We start from the raw sequence: 14,611 nt of genomic DNA, 5'->3' as shown, positions 1-14,611 counted from the left end.
AGATCCTTCCGAGATCTCGTGATTCTTTGACGTCTTCAGTTCGAGACCTGGTCGTTAGCACCGAAATTCCACCAAAATCCAAGTCCGGCCGGGTATTCTGTAGTCATGACCGCGACGAAGCGGCCCGCGCCGGCGGTACCGGGCGGCCGGCCCAGTGACGAGGACCCGGTCCGGGTCTCCTTCCGGCGCTACGCCGGCGTCCGCACCCGTGTGCTCGAGGTTGGCGCCCCCGAAGCGGAGCAACCCGCCGCGCGCCGCTCGCTGCGCCGCCGGGCCGCCGCGCCGCACGTCCGGCCCGCCACACCGCGCCTGGTGCTCCTGCACGGCTACTGCGACAGCGCCGACACCTGGCGCCCCGCCTTGGAGCAGCTCGCGGCCGCCGGGATTCCGGCGGTCGCGGTCGATCTGCCGGGCTTCGGCGACGCCCAGCCGCTGCGACCGGGCCCGATGCTGCCGCAGCTCGACGCGTTCACCACCGCCGTCGTCCGCGAACAGGCCGTGCTCGGCTCGGTCGTGCTGGCCGGCAACTCCCTCGGCGGCACCATGTGCCTGCGTGCGGCGCAGAACAGCAGGCTGCCGATCTCCGGTGTCGTGTCCATCGCCGCGCCGGGGTTCGTCGACTCGTGGCTGATCCGCACGGTGGCGCGCTACCCGCTGCCGCTGCGGCTGTACTCGTCCCTGCCCGTCCCGGTGCCGGGGTTCCTCGTGCGCAAGGTCGCCGAGCAGGTCGTCCCGCGGCTGCTGTACGCCGACTCCGGCGCGGCCGACGCGACGCAGGTGCAGCGCTTCACCGCGCTCTTCCCGGACTACCGCGCGACCAAGAGCCGCCTGGAGGAGGCCCGCCAGCTCGTCGCCGAGCTCGCCGACGCCTACCGCCTCGACTCGGTCGAGGTCCCGCTGCTGGTCGTCGCGTGCGGCAAGGACAAGCTCGTCACCGCCGCTTCCGGGCGGCAGCTGCACACGCTGGTGCCGCACAGCAGGCTGCTGGTCCGCGAGGACTGGGGCCACTGCCCCCAGCTCGACGACCCGGTGGAGATCTCGGAGCTGCTCACCTACTTCGCCGCGAGCGCGGTCCGGACCACCCAGGCCAAGCGGGCCGCCGCGACGGCGTCCGAGGCCGTCAGCGAGGACACCGCGGCGGGCTGACGCGCTCACGCTGTCTTCACGCGCGGTTGACGGTAGGTTCCGGCGAGGGTCCGTGATCCGGGCCCTTCCCACCGACCGTTCGGGGAGACGTGATGTCCGCTCCAGGAGGCCGGGGCTCGAGCTCCGGCATCTTCCGGCGCAAGCCGATCGACCAGATCCAGGACACGGCCGAAGATGGCCTGAACCGCACTCTGGGGCTGTGGCAGCTGACCGCCATCGGCGTCGGCGGCATCATCGGCGCCGGGATCTTCGCCCTCGCCGGCAGCGTCGCGCACGGCGACGACGCGGCAGGCATCCCGGGTGTCGGCCCGGCCGTGCTGATTTCGTTCCTGATCGCCGGGGTCGCCAGCGCGGCGGCGGCGTTCTCCTACGCCGAGTTCGCCGGCCTGATCCCGAAGGCCGGGTCGGCCTACACCTACGGCTACGCGGTGCTCGGCGAGGTCGTCGGCTGGTTCATCGGCTGGGACCTGCTCCTGGAGTACACGGCGATCGTGTCGGTGGTGGCGATCGGCATCTCCGGCTACTTCAGCTTCCTGCTCGGCCAGCTCGGCCTCGACCTGCCCGCGTGGATGCTGGGCGCGCCCGGCACCGGGCCGGGCCACAAGGTCGACCTGTTCGCCATGCTGCTGTGCCTGCTGATCGCGTACCTGCTCAACCGCGGCATCCGCAGCGCCGCCCGGTTCGAGACCGCGATGGTCGGGATCAAGGTCCTGATCGTGCTGGTGGTCATCCTGGTCGGCTTCTTCTACGTCAAGACCGGCAACTACACGCCGTTCGCGCCCGCGGGCTTCGGCGGCGCGGTCACCGGCGCCGCGACGGTGTTCTTCGCCGTCTTCGGCTACGACGCCATGAGCACCGCGGCCGAGGAGTCGAAGGACGCGCAGCGGCACATGCCCAAGGCGATCCTGTACTCGCTGGCCATCTCGATGGTGCTGTACGTGCTGGCCTGCCTGGTGCTGACGGGCATGCAGAAGTACACCGAGATCGACCCGAAGAGCGGCTTCTCGACGGCGTTCAAGTCGGTCGGCCTCGACGGGCTGGCCACGGTGATCGCGATCGGCGCGATCGTCGGCATCCTCACCGTGCTGTTCACGTTCCTGATGGGCGCCACCCGCGTCGGCTACTCGATGAGCCGCGACGGGCTGCTGCCGCCGTGGCTGGGCAAGACCCACCCGACGCGGCAGGTGCCGAGCCGGATGACGTGGATCCTCGGCGGGGCGTCCGCGATCATCGCCGGGGTGCTGCCGATCGGCGAGGCGGCCGAGCTGACGAACATCGGCATCCTGCTCGCGTTCGTCGTCGTCTGCATCGCGGTGATCGTGCTGCGCTACAAGCAGCCGAACCTGCCGCGGACGTTCAAGACGCCGGGCATGCCGGTGGTCCCCGCGATCGGCGTCGTGTTCTCGATCTGGCTGATCACGTTCCTGCAGCCGGCCACCTGGCTGCGGTTCGCCGGCTGGTTCGCCCTCGGCCTGATCGTCTACTTCCTCTACAGCCGCCGGCACTCGGTGCTGAACCGCACCGACGGCTAGCGGATCCGGTCGAGGCGCGCGGCGGCTTCGCGCGCCTCGACCTTCAGCCGCTCGATGATCACGGCGGCCGAGGCGTCGTAGGCGAGCGGGTACGTCTGCCCCGCCCACAGCGAGATCGCCTCGGGGTCGCCCGCCTTCGCCGACGCCTTGCGCACGGGGCCGGCCAGGTGGTTGAGCTGCGGATACGCGGCGGGCGCGCCCTCGGACAGGGCGTCCATGAACTTGTTGACCAGGCCCCGCGCCGGGCGGCCGCTGAAGGCCCGGGTGAACGCCGTCTCGCGCTCGGCGAGGGCGAGGGCCTTGCGGTGCGCCTCGGAGGTCCCGGCTTCGTCCGCGCGCAGGAAGACGGTGCCCAGCTGGGCGGCCACGGCCCCGGCGGCGAGCACGGCGGCGACGTCGGCCCCGTGCACCAGGCCCCCGGCGGCGATCAGCGGCAGGTCGACCCGGGCGGCGACGAGCCGCAGGAGCGCGAGGACGCCGTATTCGGCGCCGCCGCCGGGCAGGCGCGGGTCGTCGGTGAACAGGCCCCGGTGCCCGCCGGCTTCGAAGCCCTGGACGACGAGCGCGTCGGCGCCGAGATCGGCGGCCCGCTGGGCGGCCTCGGGCGTGGTCACGGTGCTGACGATCTTGATGCCGGCGTCGCGAAGCCGCAGGACGTCCGAGGGCGAGGGCGGGCCGAAGGTGAACGACACCACGGGAACGCGCTTCTCGAGCACGACGTCCAGCTTCGCGGGGTAGGCGTCGTCGTCCCACCGGGGTTCGCCGAGCTCGACGTCGTACTCGCGGGCGAACTCCTCGAGCCGCTCGCGGTGCGCGCCGATGTCGGCGCCGGTGTCGGGCTGCGGCACGAACAGGTTGACGCCGAACGGCCGCCCGGTGAGCTCGGCGGTGCGGTCGATCTGCGCGGTCAGCGCCGCGGGCGTGAGCATGCCGGCGGAGAGAAAGCCGAAGCCACCGGCCTCGGACACCGCGGCGACCAGCTCGGGGGTGGTGGGCCCGCCCGCCATCGGCGCGGCGACGACCGGGAACGTCAGCTCGTCGAACATGCCACCGAGCGTAGTCCAGCGTTGCCCACCCAGCGTTGTCTACCCGGTTTGGTCTAGACCATAGCCGCCGGAAATGCGACGATCCGGGCAGGTGCGACGGCGAGGTCGCGCCCTTCCCGCCAGGAGGTCCCCGGTGAAGAAACCGTTCGCGCGCCGTCTCGGCCGCGCGCTCGCCGTGCTGGCCCTGATCGGCGCCAGTACCCAGCTCACACTGGCCGCCGCGGCCACGCCGGCGTTGCAGTCGATCGTGCCGGTGCCGGTCTCGGTGACCCCGGCGGCCGGCGTCGCGTTCCCGCTGGTCTCGACCACGAAGATCGTCACCGAAGCCGGTTCGGCGCCGGCCAGGCAGGTCGGCGGCTACCTGGCCGGCGTGCTGCGGCCGTCGACCGGTTTCGCGCTGCCGGTGTCCGACGCGCCGGCGTCCGTGCCGTCGGACAGCATCGCGCTGCTGCTCAGCGGTGCACCCGCCTCGGTCGGCCCGCAGGGCTACCAGCTGGTGTCGACGGCGGCTTCGGTCACCGTGCGCGCGGCCACCGCGGACGGGCTCTTCGCGGGCGTCCAGACGTTGCGGCAGCTGCTGCCGGGCCGCGTGGAGAGCCCAACGGCCCAGCCGGGCCCGTGGAGCATCCCGGGGGCGACGATCGTGGACTACCCGCGCTTCGCCTACCGCGGCGCGATGCTCGACGTCGCCCGGCACTTCCACCCGGTGCCGACGGTCAAGCGGTACCTCGACCAGCTGGCCCAGTACAAGATCAACAACCTGCACCTGCACCTGTCGGACGACCAGGGCTGGCGCATCCAGATCGACAGCTGGCCTCGCTTGACGACGTACGGCGGCAGCACCCAGGTCGGCGGCGGCGCGGGCGGTTACTACACGAAGGCGCAGTACACGGACATCGTGAACTACGCGGCTTCACGGCACATCACGATCATCCCGGAGATCGACATGCCGGGGCACGTGAACGCGGCACTGGCGTCGTACGCGGAGCTGAACTGCAACGGGGTGGCGCCTGCTCTGCGTACGGACATCGCGGTCGGCTACAGCTCGCTGTGCATCTCGAAGGACATCACGTACACGTTCGTCGCGGACGTCCTGCGCGAACTGGCGGCCTTGACCCCGGGCCCGTACCTCCACATCGGCGGCGACGAAGCATCGGCGACTTCGCAGGCGGACTACGCGACGTTCATGAACAAGGTCCTCCCCCTGGTGGCGGCCACGGGCAAATCGGTGGTGGGCTGGCACGACATCGCGAAGACTTCCCTGCCGGCTTCGGCAAGTCCCCAGTTCTGGGGCACATCCACGTCGGACGCGGGCGTCTCGACGGCGGTTTCCCGCGGCAGCAAGGTGATCCTGTCGCCGGCGAACAAGGCGTACCTGGACATGAAGTACCACAGCTCGACGCCCATCGGCTTGTCGTGGGCGGGCTACATCGAGGTCCAGGACGCGTACAACTGGAACCCGGGGACGTACCTGTCGGGCGTGGCCGAGTCGGCGGTCCGCGGCGTCGAGTCGCCACTGTGGACGGAAACGGTGGTCACGCCGGCCGACATCGAATACCTGGCGTTCCCCCGGTTGGCGGCACACGCGGAGCTGGGCTGGTCCCCGTGGTCAACGCACGACTGGACGGCATTCCGGACCCGCCTGGGCGCCCAGGCACCCCGATGGGTGGCGCAGGGAATCAACTTCTACCGCTCGTCGCAGGTGGCATGGGACACGGGCGGGACCCCGAACCCGGGCACGTGCACGGACCCGGCGTGGAGCGCTTCGCAGGTGTACACGGGCGGGAACGTGGTCTCCCACAACGGCCACAAGTGGACGGCGAAGTGGTGGACGCAGGGCGAGGAGCCGGGGACAACGGGCCAGTGGGGAGTCTGGTCCGACAACGGCGCTTGTTGAGCTGAGGAGCCGGGCCTGCTTTGCTGCGGCCCGGCTTACTCCGCCTCGTTGGCCTTGGGTCATGCCGTGCCACGTCTGTGCCAAGCACCGCGGTACTCCCGCCGAGCTCGGGTGGATGGATGTCGTCGGCTGGCCCGGCGCGCCTCGGCAGGACACCGACCTCCTGTGCGGACGGTTGTCCGCTCACTTCGTGCGGTGAATTCGGGCCGTTCGCCCCGCTCGGCGGGTTAGGTTGGGGTATGAGCGCTGATCTGGAGCAGGTTCGCACCCTGTCGTTGCAGGAGCACGGGCTCGCCACGGTGGCCACGACGCGGGCGGACGGCACCGTGCACGCCTCCGTCGTCAACGCCGGTGTCTTCGACGATCCGGTCACCGGTGCCCCGGGTGTTGCCTACGTCGCCGTCGGGAAGGCGCACAAGCTCGGCTTGCTGCGGCGGGCCGGGCACGCCACCGTCACCTTCCGGCGTGGCTGGAACTGGCTCTCCGTCACCGGGACCACCCACCTCATCGGGCCCGACGATCCCGACCCCGCCTTCGACCCCGCCGGCCTGCCGCAGCTGCTGCGTGACGTCTTCATCGCCGCCACCGGTACCCACGACGACTGGGCCGAGTACGACCGCGTCATGGCCGAAGAGCGGCGGGTCGCGGTGTTCATCCGGGCAGACCGGATAATCGGCAATCCCTGACCCCTCCGGCCCCAGGAGTCGTCCCGTTGTCTGAGTCCCCACCCCGCGTCACCACGCCGGTCAAGGTCCTCGTCGGCTTGCTCGTCGTCGCCGACGCCGGGTTCGGCGCGGCGCTCGCCACCGGGCTGGTGCGCGGCCTCTCGCCGTGGCTGATCGGCGGCGCCTACGCGGCCACCGTGCTCGCCGCGGTCCTGGCCTACCGCGCCTCCCGCGCCCGCGACCTCAAGCGCGGCTTCGAAGGCCTGCGCGACCTCACCGTCGGCGACGAGGGCATCCGCCTGCCCGCGGGCACGCTCAGCACGCGCCTGGTCCCCTGGCCGGAGATCGCCGAGGTGACCGTCCGCCGTTCGGCCCGCTTCGGTGACGGCTACCTGCGCGACGCCCTCTGGGTCGACCTGGTCACCGGCGGAGGCGTCGAGAGTTCGGTGCAGCGTTACGCGCCACGCGGCAAGCTCGAACCGTCGCCACCCCAGCGGAGGCAGTTCGAACAGACGGCGATCCTGCCCCCGGCCTTGTTCGACGCGATGCTCGACCGCCTCCGGAAGGAACTGCGCCACCGGCAGCTGGACGCCCAGGTCCGCGGCACACCCCCCTTCCGGTCCTACTGACCGACGCCGCTCAGCCGAGCCGGCCCAGCAGCTCCCGTGGCACGATCCGGACCGGGTACGGCCGCTCGAGCTCGAGGACTTCGTCGCCCGCCGCCTTGGCCACCTGCTGGTAGTGGCCGTTCGCGTCCAGCTCGAACACCGTCAACGCGGGCGCCGCCGGGTCGATCACCCAGTAGCTGCCCGTCCCAAGCCGCTCGTAGACCGCCTTCTTGGTGTTGAGGTCGTGGATCGCCGTGCTGGGCGACAGCACCTCGACCGCCAGCACCGGTGGCGCGGGGAGATCCTTGTCCGTGAAGTCCTCGTCCAAACCGACCAGGACGTCCGGCTGAAGCTCGATCTTGTCACCCGAGTGCACCGCGAACGGCGCGACGAGTACGTCGTACTCTGCCGGGCACACGTCCTCGAGGGCTCTCCCGAGGTTCATCACGATCTTCTGGTGTCTTCGACCCGGCGCGGGGCTCACGATGAGCACTCCGTCGATGAGTTCGTAACGTCGGCCATCGTCCGGCATTCCCTCGAGATCGTGCACCGTCAGGGGGCCCGAATCGGCGGGAAGCTCGATGTCTGCCATGACCGTCATGGTGCTCTCCTTTCGCTCTTCACACCAGAGGAAACCAGAGAGCACCGACAGAAACCACCTCGAACACGGGTTCGGCGCCCGTATTCACGCGTAGGCGTGAATACGGGCGCCGCTGTCACATCAATGGAACAGTCACATCAACAGAACAGTTTACTTCTTGTTCTTTCCGGAGTCCTCAGTGGACAATGCGGCGACGAAAGCTTCCTGCGGGACCTCGACCCGGCCGACGGTCTTCATCCGCTTCTTGCCTTCCTTCTGCTTTTCCAGCAGCTTCCGCTTCCGCGAGATGTCACCGCCGTAGCACTTGGCCAGAACGTCCTTGCGGATCGCGCGAATCGTTTCGCGGGCGATGATCCGGGCGCCGATGGCCGCCTGGATGGGCACCTCGAAGTTCTGCCGCGGGATCAGCTCGCGGAGCCGGTTCACCATGCGGTTGCCGTAGTTGTAGGCGTCTTCCTTGTGCACGATCGCGGAGAACGCGTCGACGCCCTCGCCCTGCAGCAGGATGTCCACCTTGACCAGGTCCGCCGCCTGCGTGCCGGCCTCTTCGTAGTCCAGCGACGCGTAGCCGCGCGTACGCGACTTCAGCGTGTCGAAGAAGTCGAAGATGATCTCACCCAGCGGCATGTTGTACCGCAGCTCGACCCGGTCCTCGGACAGGTAGTCCATCCCGAGCAGCTGGCCGCGCTTGTTCTGGCACAGCTCCATGATCGTGCCGATGAACTCCGACGGCGCCAGGACGCTGACCTTGCTGAGCGGCTCCAGCACCTTGTCGATCTTGCTGCCGGTCGGCCAGTCCGAGGGGTTGGTGACGTGGATTTCCTTGCCGTCGTCCAGCACGACGTCGTAGACCACGTTCGGCGCCGTGGAGATCAGGTCGAGGCCGAATTCGCGCTCGAGCCGGTCACGCGTGATCTCCAGGTGCAGCAGGCCGAGGAAGCCGCAGCGGAAGCCGAAGCCCAGCGCCACCGACGTCTCCGGCTCGTAGTCGAGCGCCGCGTCGTTCAGCTGGAGCTTGTCCAGCGCCTCACGCAGCTCGGGGTAGTCGGAACCGTCCACCGGATACAGCCCGGAGTAGACCATCGGCTTCGGCTCGCGGTAGCCGGCCAGCGCCTCCTTGGCGCCGTTGCGCTCCGACGTCACGGTGTCGCCGACCTTCGACTGGCGGACGTCCTTCACGCCGGTGATCAGGTAGCCGACCTCGCCGACGCCGAGGCCCTTGCTCGGCTTGGGCTCCGGCGAGATGATCCCGACCTCGAGGAGCTCGTGCGTCGCCCCGGTCGACATCATCTTGATCTTTTCGCGCGGGGTGATCTTGCCGTCGACGACGCGGATGTAGGTGACGACGCCGCGGTAGGTGTCGTACACCGAGTCGAAGATCATCGCGCGGGCAGGTGCGTCGGCGTCGCCCTGCGGCGCCGGGACCGACTTCACGACCTCGTCGAGCAGCGCGCCGACGCCCATGCCGGTCTTGGCCGAGACCCGCAGGACGTCGTCGGGCTCGCAGCCGATGATGTGGGCCAGCTCACCCGCGTACTTGTCGGGGTCGGCCGAGGGCAGGTCGATCTTGTTGAGCACCGGGATGATCTGGAGGTTGTTCTCCAGCGCGAGGTACAGGTTGGCCAGGGTCTGGGCCTCGATCCCCTGCGCCGCGTCGACCAGCAGGACCGCGCCTTCGCACGCCTCCAGGGCACGGGAGACCTCGTAGGTGAAGTCGACGTGGCCCGGGGTGTCGATCATGTGCAGGACGTGGTCCTGCCCGTCGACCTGCCAGGGCAGCCGGACGTTCTGCGCCTTGATGGTGATCCCGCGCTCGCGCTCGATGTCCATCCGGTCGAGGTACTGGGCCCGCATGGCGCGCTCTTCCACCACGCCGGTGAGCTGCAGCATGCGGTCGGCCAGGGTCGACTTGCCGTGGTCGATGTGCGCGATGATGCAGAAGTTCCGGATGAGCTCCGGCGGCGTGAAGGTGGTGTCGGCGAACGTCGTCACTCGAATGAGTCCTCGGAAAGTCGGGGATGGCCACCCCTATGGTCCCATGGCCCTCCGGGTGCGGGTGGGGGTCATCCCCGATGCGGCCTTTCTCGATCCGTGGTGCCCTCGAAGTATGAGCACTCCGCACCAGCCGGCACCCCCTCCCCAGCCGGAGACCAGCAGCTTCGCCCGCGTCCTCGACCGGACGTTCGGTCACCCCTCCGGCGCGCTCGGCCGCCTCGGCGGCTGGGTCATGGCCCGGGGCAACGCCGCCACCGAACACCGCATCGTCGACCTGGCGAAGATCGAGCCGGACGAGACCGTCCTGGTCGTCGGGCCCGGCCCGGGCGTCGGCCTGGCGGCCGCCGCCCGGCTGGCCGGGCGCGCCGTCGGCGTCGACCCCTCCCCCGAGATGCTCACGCTGTGCCACGAGCGCTGCGGCGACCGGGCCGAGCTGCGCGAAGGGTCGGCGGCGCACACCGGCGAGCCCGGCGAGTCCGTCGACGTCGTCCTGAGCGTGAACAACGTCATGCTGTGGGACGACCGGGCGGCCGGGTTCGCCGAGCTGTTCCGGGTGCTGCGCCCCGGCGGACGGCTACTGCTGTCCGCGCACGAGAAGTGGCTGCCCGTGAGCAGGCACGTCCTGGCCGACGAAGCCGCCGCCGCGGGCTTCGCCGACCTGCAGACCTGGACCTGGGAGCCGCCGGGGTTCGCCGCGCTCGCCGCGCAGCTGCGCGCCGTCAAGCCCGCCTAGCGGGTGTCCGTGCGGATCGGGTGGCCCTCGGGCACCTCGACCAGCACGATGCGCGTGCCGTCCGGATCGGCGATCCAGGCCTCGTCGAGGCCCCACGGCTCACGCCGGGCGTCGCGCACCGGCTCCAGGCCCTTCGCCTTGAGGCCGGCCAGTGCGCCGGCCAGGTCACGGACCTGCAGCCAGAGCACCAGATCGGGCGACGCGCCCGTCTCGCCCGCACCGGAGACCTCCAGGGAGCCGTGGCCGAGGAAGAACACGGTGCCACCGGGGAACTCCCGCTCCACGGCCAGACCGAGGGTGTCGCGGTAGAACGCCGTGGACGCGGCGACGTCGCGCGGGCGGATCAGCAGCCGGCTCTTCAGGATCTCCATCCGACCATCCCTACCGGACGGGCTCAGGCGGCCGCAATCGCCGCGATGCCGGACAGCACGATCACCGACCCGGCGAGCCGCCGCACGGCGTCACGTTCGCCCAGTACCAGCCACGCGGCGAGGCCGCCGAGCACGATGCTCAGCTCCCGGGCGGGCGCGACCAGGCTGACCGGCGCCATGGTGAGGGCGAACAGCACGAGGATGTAGGCGATCGGCGACAGGACCGCCACGAGCAGGACTTCGCGGCGCTGCTCACGCCAGATTCGCGTCACCTCGGCTCGGTCGGCCAGTGCACCGGGCACGAGCAGAGCGCTCTGCAGGACCGAGCCGAGGCCGAAGTAGACGACCGGCGGCACGCCGAGGCCGGTCACCGAGTGCGCGTCCCAGAGCGTGTAACCGGCGATGACGGCGCCGGTCAGCAGGCCGTAGCGGATCCCGGCCCGCACGGCCCGGGGGTCGCCCGCCTTGCGGCCGGTGCTGATCACCAGCACCCCGGCGACGACCAGGAACGCGCCGAGCAGACCGAGCGGGCCGGGCCGCTCGCCGAGCACGAGGACGGCGGCCAGCACCGACAGCAGTGGCCCGGTACCGCGCGCGACGGGGTAGACGACGGAGAGGTCGCCGACCCGGTACCCGCGCTGCAGCACGACGCCGTAGGCGATGTGCAGCACGGCGGTGACCGCGGCGGCGAGCAGCCAGCTCCACTGTGGACGGTAGTGGCCGGCGACGAGCACCACGATCGTGACCGGAAGCAGCAGGACGGCGCCGGCGGTGTAGTAGAGCCAGACGAACTGGGTGCCACCGGAGGAGACCCGCTTGGCGGCGAGGTTCCAGGCGGCGTGCACCACGGCGGCGACGAGGACGAGCGACAGCGCGGTGGCGTTCATGGCACCTCTCACGGGTTCCGCGGGCGCGGGACCTCCGGGCACTATCGTCGCCGACGGCACTCCCGGTGAGCGGATCCCGGCTCCGGGCGCGGGCGGCTGGGCTGTTAGAGTGGTCGCTCGCTGCCCGTGCGGCATTCCGTCATGGAGGAAACCGGCTCGTTTTCGAGCGGGGCCACTTCAGCGCGGCGGCGAATCTCACCGAGTGAAACAGGAGTTGCCCTATGGCCAACATCAAGTCGCAGATCAAGCGCATCACGACGAACGAGAAGGCGCGTCAGCGCAACCAGGCGATCCGGTCCTCGGTGAAGACCGCGATCCGCAAGGTCCGCGAAGCCGCCGAGGCCGGCGACAAGGCCAAGGCCGTCGAGCTGCAGCGCGACGCCGCCCAGAAGCTGGACAAGGCCGTCTCGAAGGGCGTCATCCACGCCAACCAGGCCGCCAACAAGAAGTCGGCGCTGGCGAAGCGCGTCAACGCGCTCTGAGCTGGTTGATTTCTGGGAAGGCCCCGGCTTCGGCCGGGGCCTTCTTCGTGTCCGCACGTCCCGGCTCGATGCTCCCGAGGCCGGCGCATCCCGCACCGATCAGCGGTCGCCCTTCGCCGCGGCCACCTCGAGGACCGCTCGTTCGAGCGCGTAACCCGGGTCCGCCGCCATGCCCTTGACCTCGGCGTTCAGTCGCGCGACGACGCGCATCGCCGTCGCCAGGCCGTCGGGGTTCCAGCCGCGGGACTGCCCCTGCGCCTTGCGGATCTTCCACGGCGGCATGCCGAGCTCGCCCGCCAGCTGGTTCGGGTTGCCCCGGCCGGCACCGGAGACCCGGGCGATCGTGCGGACCGCGTCCGCCAGCGCGTCGGCGACCAGGACGTGCGGGACACCCAGCTGCATCGCCCAGCGCAGCGACTCCAAGGCCGCCGCGCGGTCGCCGCCGACCGCCTTCTCCGCGACCGCGAACCCCGTCACGTCGGCGCGGCCGCGGTGGTAGCGGCGGACCGCGTCGGCGTCGACGGCCCCGCCCGTGTCCGCGACCAGCTGCGTCGCCGCCGAGGACAGTTCCCGCAGGTCGGAGCCCACGGCGTCGAGGAGGGCGGCGACGCCGGCCGGGTCGATCTTGCCGCCCACCCGGCGCACCTCGTGGCGCACGAACTGCTCCCGCTCGGCCGGCTTGGTCAGCTTCGGGCACTCGGTGACCTCGGCGCCGGCCTTCTTCAGCACGGCCGGGAGCGTCTTGCCCGCCTTGCTGCGGCCGCCACCGGTGTGCACGACGACGAGCACGACCCCGTCGGCCGGGTCCTTCAGGTACGACGCGACGGCGTCGGCCAGCTCCTGCGAGATGTCCTGCGCCGACTCGAGGACGATCACCCGGCCTTCGCTGAACAGCGACGGGCTGACCAGTTCGGCCAGCTCGGGCGCTGTGAGATCGGACACCCGGGCCCGGGTCAGCTCGGCGGTCGGGTCCGTCGCGCGGGCGGCGGCGAGCGTCTCGCGGACGGCCCGCTCGATCAGCAGTTCTTCCTCCCCCAGCACCAGCTGCAACGGGGCCGGGGCGGTGGCTTGCGCGGTCACCCGGGAATCCTCTCACTTGCGCTCCGGTGCGCCCGCTCCGGTGATGTCGAGCAGCCACCGTGGCACGGGCCGAGCGCGATGTCGTACGGTGTAGCCGAGGCAGCCCGCCCCGGAAGATCCGGCGTGCGCGGCACCGACAACTGAATACCGCTCATCCAGAGGGGCAGAGGGAACGGCCCGACGAAGCCCCGGCAACCGGCGTACAGCCTGTCATCCCGCGATCGCGGGATAGCTGACGACCACGGTGCCAATTCCGGCCCGCTTCGGCGGGGCAGATGAGGAAAGGAACCTCGCGATGACCGCCACCCTCGGCACGACCTCCACCACGAAGACCCCGGATCTTGGTCCTGCAGTCGAACTGGTGTCGAAGGAAGAGGGCCACCGGCAGCCGCTCGCCCCGGAGTTCGTCTCCGCCGAAGACTTCTCGCCGCTCGAGGTCGCCTACGACTTCGGCCGCGTCCGCCGCGAGGACATCGAGGCCGGCCCCAAGAACATCTGGCGCTACAAGAAGCTCCTTCCCGTTCCGTCCAACGTCGAAGAGATCCCGAACACCGAGCCGGGCGCGACGCGGCTGGTCCGCGCCGACCGCCTCGCCAAGGAACTCGGCCTCAAGCGCGTGTGGGTCAAGGACGACACCGGCAACCCGACGCACTCGTTCAAGGACCGCGTCGTCGCCGTCGCGCTGGCCGCGGCCCGCGAGTTCGGGTTCGAGGTGCTCGCGTGTCCGTCGACCGGCAACCTGGCCAACGCGACGGCCGCCGCCGCGGCCCGCGCCGGCTGGCGGTCGGTCGTGCTGATCCCCAAGAGCCTCGAGCGCGCCAAGATCCTCACCACCGCGGTGTACGACGGCGACCTCCTCGCCATCGACGGCAACTACGACGACGTCAACCGCCTCGCCACCGAGCTCGCCGGCGAGCACCCGAAGTGGGCGTTCGTCAACGTGAACGTCCGGCCGTACTACTCGGAAGGCTCGAAGACGCTGGCCTTCGAGGTTGCCGAGCAGCTCGGCTGGCGCATCCCGCCGCAGATCGTCGTCCCGATCGCCTCCGGTTCGCAGCTGACCAAGGTGGACAAGGGTTTCCGCGAGCTGGGTCAGCTCGGTCTCGTGGACGCCAGCCCGTACAAGGTGTTCGGCGCCCAGGCCACCGGCTGCTCGCCGGTGTCGGCCGCGTTCCGCGCCGGCCAGGACGTGGTCCAGCCGGTGAAGCCGGACACGATCGCCCGCTCGCTGGCGATCGGCAACCCGGCCGACGGCCCGTACGTGCTCGACATCGTCAACCGCACCGGCGGCGCGATCGAGGACGTCTCCGACGAAGAGGTCGTCGAGGGCATCCGCCTGCTGGCCCGCACCGAAGGCATCTTCACCGAGACGGCGGGCGGGGTCACCGTCGCCACGGCCAAGAAGCTGGTCGAGACGGGCAAGCTGGACCCGGACGCCGAAACGGTGCTGCTCATCACCGGCGACGGCCTCAAGACCCTCGACGCGATCGAGAACCACGTGGGCCCGAAGGCCACGCTGCCGCCCTCGGCCGCGGCCGTGAACAAGGCCCTCGGCTACTGAGCCCGGC

The 14,611-nt window shown here is 70.7% G+C and carries 14 protein-coding genes and 1 riboswitch; of the genes, 8 read left to right on the top strand and 6 right to left on the bottom strand.

Features of this window, described 5'->3' with window-relative positions:
• Nucleotides 1-105: 105 nt before the first annotated feature.
• Both ACLJQE_RS28035 and ACLJQE_RS28030 read left to right on the top strand, forming a co-directional pair.
• On the top strand, nt 106-1,146 hold the full coding sequence (locus ACLJQE_RS28035) for an alpha/beta hydrolase (protein WP_410642383.1): 1,041 nt from the start codon (nt 106-108) through the stop codon (nt 1,144-1,146).
• A 92-nt stretch (nt 1,147-1,238) separates the two neighbouring features.
• Entirely contained in the window at nt 1,239-2,678 is a 1,440-nt protein-coding gene (locus tag ACLJQE_RS28030; RefSeq protein WP_410642382.1) for an amino acid permease, read from the top strand.
• Here ACLJQE_RS28030 and ACLJQE_RS28025 read toward each other — a convergent pair.
• Nucleotides 2,675-3,724, bottom strand: coding sequence for an NAD(P)H-dependent flavin oxidoreductase (locus ACLJQE_RS28025; protein ID WP_410642381.1), 1,050 nt, complete (start codon nt 3,722-3,724; stop codon nt 2,675-2,677). The genes ACLJQE_RS28030 and ACLJQE_RS28025 overlap by 4 nt on opposite strands.
• 133 nt (nt 3,725-3,857) lie before the next feature.
• Between ACLJQE_RS28025 and ACLJQE_RS28020 the strand changes: the two genes are divergently transcribed.
• From ACLJQE_RS28020 to ACLJQE_RS28010, 3 genes are all read left to right on the top strand, one after another.
• Nucleotides 3,858-5,621 (top strand): family 20 glycosylhydrolase, encoded by a 1,764-nt coding sequence (locus ACLJQE_RS28020; protein ID WP_410642380.1) that lies wholly within the window; start codon nt 3,858-3,860, stop codon nt 5,619-5,621.
• Nucleotides 5,622-5,860: 239 nt separating this feature from the next.
• The gene (locus tag ACLJQE_RS28015; RefSeq protein WP_410642378.1) at nt 5,861-6,307 is read left to right on the top strand and encodes a pyridoxamine 5'-phosphate oxidase family protein; all 447 of its coding nucleotides are present in this window, start codon (nt 5,861-5,863) and stop codon (nt 6,305-6,307) included.
• A 26-nt stretch (nt 6,308-6,333) separates the two neighbouring features.
• Nucleotides 6,334-6,915 carry a hypothetical protein gene (locus ACLJQE_RS28010; RefSeq protein WP_410642377.1) on the top strand — a complete coding sequence of 194 codons (582 nt, stop codon included), beginning with the start codon at nt 6,334-6,336 and terminating at the stop codon, nt 6,913-6,915.
• A gap of 10 nt (nt 6,916-6,925) precedes the next feature.
• Here ACLJQE_RS28010 and ACLJQE_RS28005 read toward each other — a convergent pair whose 3' ends face one another.
• Both ACLJQE_RS28005 and lepA read right to left on the bottom strand, forming a co-directional pair.
• Nucleotides 6,926-7,495 carry a Uma2 family endonuclease gene (locus ACLJQE_RS28005; protein WP_410642376.1) on the bottom strand — a complete coding sequence of 190 codons (570 nt, stop codon included), beginning with the start codon at nt 7,493-7,495 and terminating at the stop codon, nt 6,926-6,928.
• 150 nt (nt 7,496-7,645) lie between these two features.
• Nucleotides 7,646-9,487 carry a translation elongation factor 4 gene (gene lepA, locus ACLJQE_RS28000; protein WP_410642375.1) on the bottom strand — a complete coding sequence of 614 codons (1,842 nt, stop codon included), beginning with the start codon at nt 9,485-9,487 and terminating at the stop codon, nt 7,646-7,648.
• 115 nt (nt 9,488-9,602) lie between these two features.
• Here lepA and ACLJQE_RS27995 point away from each other — a divergent pair, with 115 nt between their 5' ends.
• The gene (locus ACLJQE_RS27995) at nt 9,603-10,223 is read left to right on the top strand and encodes a class I SAM-dependent methyltransferase (RefSeq protein WP_410642374.1); all 621 of its coding nucleotides are present in this window, start codon (nt 9,603-9,605) and stop codon (nt 10,221-10,223) included.
• Here ACLJQE_RS27995 and ACLJQE_RS27990 read toward each other — a convergent pair.
• Both ACLJQE_RS27990 and ACLJQE_RS27985 read right to left on the bottom strand, forming a co-directional pair.
• Nucleotides 10,220-10,594, bottom strand: coding sequence for a VOC family protein (locus ACLJQE_RS27990; protein WP_410642373.1), 375 nt, complete (start codon nt 10,592-10,594; stop codon nt 10,220-10,222). The genes ACLJQE_RS27995 and ACLJQE_RS27990 overlap by 4 nt on opposite strands.
• A 23-nt stretch (nt 10,595-10,617) precedes the next feature.
• Nucleotides 10,618-11,481 carry a DMT family transporter gene (locus ACLJQE_RS27985; protein WP_410642372.1) on the bottom strand — a complete coding sequence of 288 codons (864 nt, stop codon included), beginning with the start codon at nt 11,479-11,481 and terminating at the stop codon, nt 10,618-10,620.
• A 221-nt stretch (nt 11,482-11,702) separates the two neighbouring features.
• Between ACLJQE_RS27985 and rpsT the strand changes: the two genes are divergently transcribed.
• Nucleotides 11,703-11,963, top strand: coding sequence for a 30S ribosomal protein S20 (gene rpsT / locus ACLJQE_RS27980; protein ID WP_013228460.1), 261 nt, complete (start codon nt 11,703-11,705; stop codon nt 11,961-11,963).
• 99 nt (nt 11,964-12,062) lie between these two features.
• Here the strand turns inward: rpsT and holA are convergent, their stop codons facing one another.
• Entirely contained in the window at nt 12,063-13,043 is a 981-nt protein-coding gene (holA, locus tag ACLJQE_RS27975) for a DNA polymerase III subunit delta (RefSeq protein ID WP_410642371.1), read from the bottom strand.
• 148 nt (nt 13,044-13,191) lie between these two features.
• Nucleotides 13,192-13,325: riboswitch (SAM riboswitch) on the top strand.
• Nucleotides 13,326-13,338: 13 nt separating this feature from the next.
• On the opposite strand from holA, the gene thrC reads away from it, so the two are divergent.
• Nucleotides 13,339-14,604: a threonine synthase gene (gene thrC / locus ACLJQE_RS27970; protein ID WP_410642369.1), complete on the top strand. Its 1,266-nt coding sequence runs from the start codon at nt 13,339-13,341 to the stop codon at nt 14,602-14,604.
• Nucleotides 14,605-14,611 lie beyond the last annotated feature (7 nt).

This window comes from Amycolatopsis sp. lyj-346 (assembly GCF_046548975.1).
Lineage (GTDB): Bacteria > Actinomycetota > Actinomycetes > Mycobacteriales > Pseudonocardiaceae > Amycolatopsis.
The sequence above is the reverse complement of the archived record's forward strand: the minus strand, read 5'-3'. Positions and strand labels throughout refer to the sequence as shown.